The organism is Clostridium sp. D46t1_190503_E9 (assembly GCF_015555225.1).
GTDB lineage: Bacteria > Bacillota > Clostridia > Clostridiales > Clostridiaceae > Clostridium.
This window is the reverse complement of sequence record NZ_JADNKB010000004.1, coordinates 294,896-301,986: the sequence shown is the minus strand read 5'-3', so window position 1 is coordinate 301,986 and position 7,091 is coordinate 294,896. Positions and strand designations below refer to the sequence as shown.

Genomic DNA, 7,091 nt, shown 5'->3' with positions numbered 1-7,091 from the left:
TACTGGACATACTTCTGGTGCTGCATCTCCTTCATGAACGTATCCACATACTGTACAAACAAATTTCTTCATAATTTGAACTCCTCCTAATTTATATATAATTTAATAATTTATTTTCTATAACTCTTATCAAATCCTTTTGATGTTATTATTATATAATAATAATTATCCATTGTAAATATCAAAATCCACTTTTATGAAAATTTCAAAATAAAATGTACAAGCTTTTCTTTTTTTTATAAATGCTTATTTTTAATTAATAATTTGATACTAAAAACTTCTTTTTATAAATAAAAAGGAAATTTAACACAGGTCAAATTTCCTTTTTTTACAATTATATATTCTATTACTTTATTCCTACTGCTGTTTCCATATCTGAAATTATAGCATCTATAGCCATTATTCCACTTCCACCAACATACCAAGCTTGTGGATTTACATATACTATATGTCCTTCTTCATAAGCTTTAGTTGTCTTTATCAACTCATTTTCTACTGCTTCTTTAACTGATGCTTGAGTTCCAGTTACAGCTCCTCTATCTAAAACAAATAAGTAATCTGGATTCTTTTCTTTTAAGTATTCAAATGAAATATTTTGTCCGTGATTTGAAACTTCTATTTTTGTATCTGCTGGAGTAAATCCGAACTTGCTATAAACCATATCATATCTTGATCCTGCACCATAAACTGATAATGAACCTTCATTAAACATTGTCATTAAAGCTGTTGAATTATTTTCTTTAACTTTTCCACTTACTGCTTCTAATCTCTTATTTATACTTTCTAATTCAGCAGTAACGCCTTCTTCTTTATTAAATACTTTCCCTAATACTTTAGCATTATTTTCTGCTGAAGCAAATATATCACTATTAACTGTACCTAAATATAATACTGGAGCAATTTTCTTTAAATCTTCATAATAAGACTCTTGTCTTCCTTCTATTATAATTAAATCTGGTTCAGCTGCATTAATCTTTTCTAAATCAAATTCTTTTAATGAACCTAAATCAACATATTTATCATCTTTATATTTATCTAAGTATGTTGGAAGAGAACTTTTTGGTAATGCTACCGGCTCAACCCCTAACTTAGCCATTATATCTAATGAACCGTAATCTAAAACTACTACATTTTCAGGATTAACAGGAACCTCTACTTCACCTTTTTGGTCTGTAACAACAACTGTTTTATTTTCTTCTTGTGCTGATTCTTCAGCTTTTTTATCACCTGAAGTACAACCTACTACTCCTACCATTAATAACATAACCATACTTAATATGACTGCAAGTCTCTTTTTCATTAAATTTACCTCCATTTTTTTCTTTTATATAAATTTTATTTTTACATACTAATGTTTTTTAGAAATAAATACATATTTTTTGATTATTTACTTCTCTAATATTAAAGTTCATATCGTAAAGACAGCTTAGACTATCTTCTGTTATCATTTCTTCTGTTATTGTATGATTTACTAATTTCCCATCCTTCAATGCTACAATAGTATCTGAATAACAAGATGCAAAATTTATATCATGAATAACTATTATTATAGTTTTTCCTAAATCATTAACCATTTGTCTAAGCATTTTCATCATTTCAGCTGAATGCTTCATGTCTAAATTATTTAGCGGCTCATCTAAAAGTATGTAATCAGTATCTTGAGCAATTATCATTGCAATATATGCTCTTTGCCTTTGTCCACCACTTAACTCATCAAGGTACTTATCTTGAATATCTGTAAGCTTCATATAATCTAAAGCTTCATCAACAAATTTTTCATCATCTTCTTTTAGCTTTCCTTCACAATATGGAAACCTTCCAAATGAAACAAGTTCTCTAATAGTTAGTCTTATATTTAAATTATTACTTTGCTTTAATATTGATAATTTTTTTGATAACTCTTTAGAGTCCCACTTTTTTATTTCCTTGCCATCTATAATAACTTCTCCTGAATCTGAGTCCATAAGTCTTGATATTATAGATAAAACAGTACTTTTACCAGCACCATTAGGCCCTATAAAGGAAGTTATTTTACCCTCTTCTATGTTAAAAGAAACATCTTCTAGAACTTTTTTACTTCCATAACTTTTACTAATATTTCTTACTTCTATCATAACTTACTCTCCCTTAATAATAGATTTATAAAGTAAATTCCTCCAATAAAGTTAATTATTATACTTATAGTTGTATTAAAGTTGAATAATCTTTCCACCAAGAATTGGCCTCCAACTAAAGCAATTATACTTATAAGTGTACCAACTATAAGAAGAACTGAATGTTTATAAGTTTTAGTTATTTCATAAGTTAAATTAACAACTATTATTCCTAAAAATGTAATAGGTCCAACTAGCGCTGTTGATAACGAAACTAGTATAGCCACAAACATTAATATTTCTTTGCTGAATTTATCGTAATCAACACCTAAGTTTATAGCTTGTTCTCTACCTAATGACATAACATCTAATTTATTAAAATCTTTATATAGAATAACTGCCATTATTACTAATATTACAATAGAAATAAATATTATCTTTGTATTAACTAGGCTAAATGAAGCAAATAGCTTTGTTTGAAGTGCATCAAATTCATTTGGATCTATTAAAACCTGCATAAATGATGATAAGCTTCTAAATAATGTTCCAACTACTGTACCTACTAATAATAAAAAGAAGATATTGTTTTTTCCACTTTTAAGAACTACTTTAAATAAAATCATTGCCAAAACTACCATTAAGGTACCTGAAGTTAAGAAGTTAATTGTTTTATTAACCATGAATATTGATGTAGATCCAAATATAAACACTACTATGGTTTGTACTAAATTATATAAAGCATCTAAGCCAATAATACTTGGCGTTATAATTCTATTATTTGTTATTGTCTGGAATAGTAACGATGCTACCGAAATTGTTGCTCCTGCTATTAATATGCCTAATACTTTTGGAATTCTAAGAGACAAATTAAATCTATAATTTTTTGCATTTAATCCCCACACTACAAACAATGTTAGAAATGTTATTGCAATTATTAGCATTATAATTATTTTTTTCTTATTATTTCTCATTATTTATTCCTCCTAAATATTAAATAAAGGAATATTACAGCTCCAATAACACCAATTGTTAAATCTATAGGCACTTCATATGGTGCAATAATTAATCTACTTATAATATCACAAGCTAAAACAAAGCTTGCACCTAGTAAAGCCACTATAGGCATGTTATTTTTAAGGTTGTCCCCTTTCCATATAGAAACTATATTAGGTATTATTAATCCTACAAAAGGAATACTGCCTACTGTTATTACAACTAAAGAAGAAATTAAAGCTACTATTATAACTCCTATATTAGTAACTCTTTTATAATTCAATCCAAGACTTACTGACATTTCTTCTCCCATACCCGCTAAAGTAAATTTATGTACATATGCAAAAGCAATAATTACTAACGGTATGCTTAAATATAATATTTCGTAGTTACCCTTTAATACTGTTGAAAAACTGCCTTGTAAAAAAGCTCCCATACTTTGCGTCAAATTGTACTTATATGCAAAGAAATCTGTTATTGATCCTATTACATTTCCTAGCATAATTCCTACAAGTGGAATAAAAATTACATTTTTTATTTTTATTTTCTTTAGTATCGTCATAAACATAAAAGTTCCCACTAAAGAAAATATGAAAGATAAAATCATCTTTTGAAATATATTAGCAGATGTAAATATTATTATAGAAAATAAAACTCCAAGCTTTGCAGAATCTACTGTTGCTGCTGTAGTTGGTGAAATAAATTTATTATTACTTATTTGCTGCATTATCACACCACTTATACTCATCCCCACTCCAGCAACTAATATACTGATTAAACGAGGCAATCTGCTTATCATAAGAACCTCTATTTCGGAAGTTCCCATATTAAATATATTTATATTTGATACTCCAACGAATATGGATATTACTGATAGAATAATAGTAATAGCCAATAAAGATTTTTTAGTCATATACTCACTCCCGTTACTTGATAATCTATATCAACTGATTATTATTATAGTTGATAAAGATTATCAATGTCAATATACTTTTGGAGAATTTATCTATATTTTTATACATTAATTAATAAATAGATAGTCTTCATATAAGATTTAGCTATCTATTTATTGATAAAAAAAGAGTATGATTACTAAAAATCATACTCTTAAGATTAAATTCAATCTCTATATTTATTTACATCCCTTTTTATAGATACCAATAAATTATTAAGTTCATATATTTCTCCATCCTCTATTAGCTTATTTAATGAACTTTCATATCTACTTGCTTCCGCAAATTTTCCTAGCGATATAAGAGTTAATATATTATGCATAATATTTGAAATTATGTCTGATTTTATTTCAAATAGCTTTTGAGCATCCTTAATTTCATCTTTAATATCAAGCATTTGCTCATCCAACTCAAATGCTGCATCTGCTGCTCTTTTTAGCTTTTCTCTTACATTATCGGGAAGCTGTTTCTTATATTTATAATTTAATGAGTGCTCTATTGTTGCCCAGAAATTCATAGCTAAAGTCCTTATCTGAAATTCAGCCAGTATTTCTTTTTGACCTTCTGCCATATTTATTGGATATTTAATTATAATATGATAACTTCTATATCCACTTTCCTTTACACCTCTAACATAGTCCTTTTCATAAAGAATTTGCATATCTTTTCTTGCTCTTAATATTTCTACAACTCTATCTATATCATCTACAAATTGGCACATTATTCTAATGCCAGCTATATCTTCAATTTCATATTGAAGCCTATCTAAAGGAATTTCAAATTTATTAGCTTTTTCTAGAAGACTAGAAATTTCTTTTACTCTTCCAGTAACAAATTCTATTGGAGAATATTCATTTTTCTTTCTATATTCCTTTCTAATACTTCTAAGCTTTACCTTTAATTCATCTACAGCCTGTTCATAAGGCATAAAAAAACTTTTCCAATCTTGAATCGCCATATCTTATCACCCTTTTCAAACTTCACCCTAAATATTATATCAAAAATATCAAATTGTGTAATTAAATTATTTAACTATATAGGATAAAATACAGATTTTACCCTATATAGTTAAAATGTAACTTATTACTAATCATTAATTTCAAAGATATCTCACACTTAATTAATATATATTATTTTAATTTTATTGTGTACTCAAATAATTCTATTTACTATTTTACATCATAATACTATTAAATTTGTAGATTATTATTTTAAAATGTATTTATAAGTTATTTTTTTGTATTTGTAATTGTTTTAGCTACAAATTTGTTATAATATGTTATAATTAGATATATGTAGAATGCCGAGGTGGTAACTTATGATAAGCTCATTAAAGAGTGTACAAACTAAAGATTCAATAAAAAAAGACGATAATAGTGATAAAGCAACTAAAAACTTATTTCTCAAAGAAGTTAATTGTCCAGTTTGTGAAAATTCCTTTAAAACACCAACTGTAAAAGTCAATGCCCCTAGAGTTACTTCTAGAGATTCTGATTTGTTTATAAGATATTCAGTTGAAAATCCATATCTTTATGAAGTATGGCTATGTCCAAGCTGTGGTTACGCAGCTCTTAAAACGGACTTTAATAAAATTAGAGACTTTCAAATAAAGCTAGTAAAGGAAAAAATTACTCCTAAATGGGTTAATCGTGAATACGATATTCCTTTCACTGAAAAAATTTCAATCGAAAGATACAAATTAGCTTTAGTTAACTCACTAGTTATTGAAAGTAAAAATAGTACAAAAGCTATGCTTTGTTTAAAAATTGCTTGGATGTATAGGTTATTAATGGATGAAGTTAATGAAAAAAACTATATAAATCAAGCATTAATTGCCTTTAATGATACATTTATAAATGAAAAGCTACCAGTTTATGGATTGGATAGGTTTTCTATTATGTACCTAATAGGTGAATTACATAGAAGAGTTGGGGACGATACATCAGCCTTAAGATGGTTTTCAGAAGTCATTACATCCATAGGTGCACCCCAAAAAGTAAAAGAAATGGCTCGAGATGGAAAAGATAAAATTAGGAGGTACTAATATGGGTTTATTTTCTAAATCAAAGAAAAAAAATATATCAATGAATGATGTTACTAAAGAAGTTTCAGATGATTTTATTGCAAATAATATTGATGAAAAAGAAAATACAAATGAGAATTTAAAAAATGAGATGGTTATGTTAAGTGATACTAGTTCTAGTATTTCTAATGCAATTCAAGATGTTAATAACTCATTATCTAACTTAACAACTGCAACTCTTACTCAAGCAGAAGAAATTAATAATGTAAGCAACATTTTAGAAAACTTTAATAGCCGTATGGAACAATTAGCTTATAACGTTACAAATGTTCAAATTGCTGTTTTAGATACTGATAAAGTTGCAGATGAAGGCTTAAATACATTTACTGATTTAGATGAATCATTAAAGTCTTTACAACACGCTTTTACTATAGTTAGTTCAACAGTAAACTCTCTTGTATCAAAGCTAGAATCAGTAAATACTATAACAGATTCTATAAGTCAAATTGCAAGCCAAACAAATTTACTTTCTTTAAATGCTGCAATAGAAGCTGCAAGAGCAGGGGAAGCCGGCAGAGGATTCTCTGTAGTTGCTGGTGAAGTTAGAAAACTAGCTGAAAACTCAAAACAATCAGTTGAAAGTATTACTAAAATATTAGATGATATAAAATCTGATATTCTTGATACTTCTAAAGCAATGCAAGCTGGTAGTTCAGCAATTGATAATCAACAAAAGACTCTTCTTAGCACTAAGAGTAGCTTTACAAACATAAAATCATCAATAGGTGATTCAATTCAAGAAATTGATAGTTGCATAGAAAATCTAACTGTAGCTTCTTCTGAAAAAGATAATGTTTTATCTATCATAGAAAGGGTTTCTACCATTTCTCAAGAGCATTCTGCATTATGTGAAGAAATTGCTGCAAATATGGATCTTCAAGCTACAAGTTTAGAAAAGCTTGATGATACTATTTCATCATTAAATAATCAACTTTAATAACTAAAGCAATATATATTTTAATAAAGATT

8 protein-coding genes are annotated in these 7,091 nt (G+C 27.3%); 2 read left to right on the top strand and 6 right to left on the bottom strand.

What is annotated here, in order from left to right:
• The 6 genes from I2E83_RS06735 to I2E83_RS06710 all read right to left on the bottom strand — a co-directional run.
• Positions 1-72, bottom strand: a 72-nt coding sequence (locus I2E83_RS06735) for a rubredoxin-like domain-containing protein (protein ID WP_347707743.1), incomplete at its 3' end; no start/stop codon positions are given.
• Positions 73-346: 274 nt separating this feature from the next.
• Entirely contained in the window at positions 347-1,300 is a 954-nt protein-coding gene (locus I2E83_RS06730; RefSeq protein WP_195429184.1) for an ABC transporter substrate-binding protein, read from the bottom strand.
• Between the two features lie 58 nt (positions 1,301-1,358).
• A complete protein-coding gene (locus tag I2E83_RS06725; protein WP_195263822.1) occupies positions 1,359-2,114 on the bottom strand; it encodes an ATP-binding cassette domain-containing protein in 756 nt (251 codons plus the stop codon).
• On the bottom strand, positions 2,111-3,064 hold the full coding sequence (locus I2E83_RS06720) for an iron chelate uptake ABC transporter family permease subunit (protein WP_195263821.1): 954 nt from the start codon (positions 3,062-3,064) through the stop codon (positions 2,111-2,113). The genes I2E83_RS06725 and I2E83_RS06720 overlap by 4 nt, the downstream gene beginning before the upstream one ends.
• Positions 3,064-3,999 (bottom strand): iron chelate uptake ABC transporter family permease subunit, encoded by a 936-nt coding sequence (locus I2E83_RS06715; protein WP_195263820.1) that lies wholly within the window; start codon positions 3,997-3,999, stop codon positions 3,064-3,066. The genes I2E83_RS06720 and I2E83_RS06715 overlap by 1 nt, the downstream gene beginning before the upstream one ends.
• Before the next feature lie 206 nt (positions 4,000-4,205).
• Positions 4,206-4,997: a GTP pyrophosphokinase family protein gene (locus I2E83_RS06710; protein ID WP_195263819.1), complete on the bottom strand. Its 792-nt coding sequence runs from the start codon at positions 4,995-4,997 to the stop codon at positions 4,206-4,208.
• A gap of 360 nt (positions 4,998-5,357) precedes the next feature.
• Between I2E83_RS06710 and I2E83_RS06705 the strand changes: the two genes are divergently transcribed.
• On the top strand, positions 5,358-6,083 hold the full coding sequence (locus I2E83_RS06705) for a DUF2225 domain-containing protein (protein WP_195429183.1): 726 nt from the start codon (positions 5,358-5,360) through the stop codon (positions 6,081-6,083).
• Position 6,084: 1 nt separating this feature from the next.
• Positions 6,085-7,059, top strand: coding sequence for a methyl-accepting chemotaxis protein (locus tag I2E83_RS06700; protein ID WP_195263817.1), 975 nt, complete (start codon positions 6,085-6,087; stop codon positions 7,057-7,059).
• Positions 7,060-7,091 lie beyond the last annotated feature (32 nt).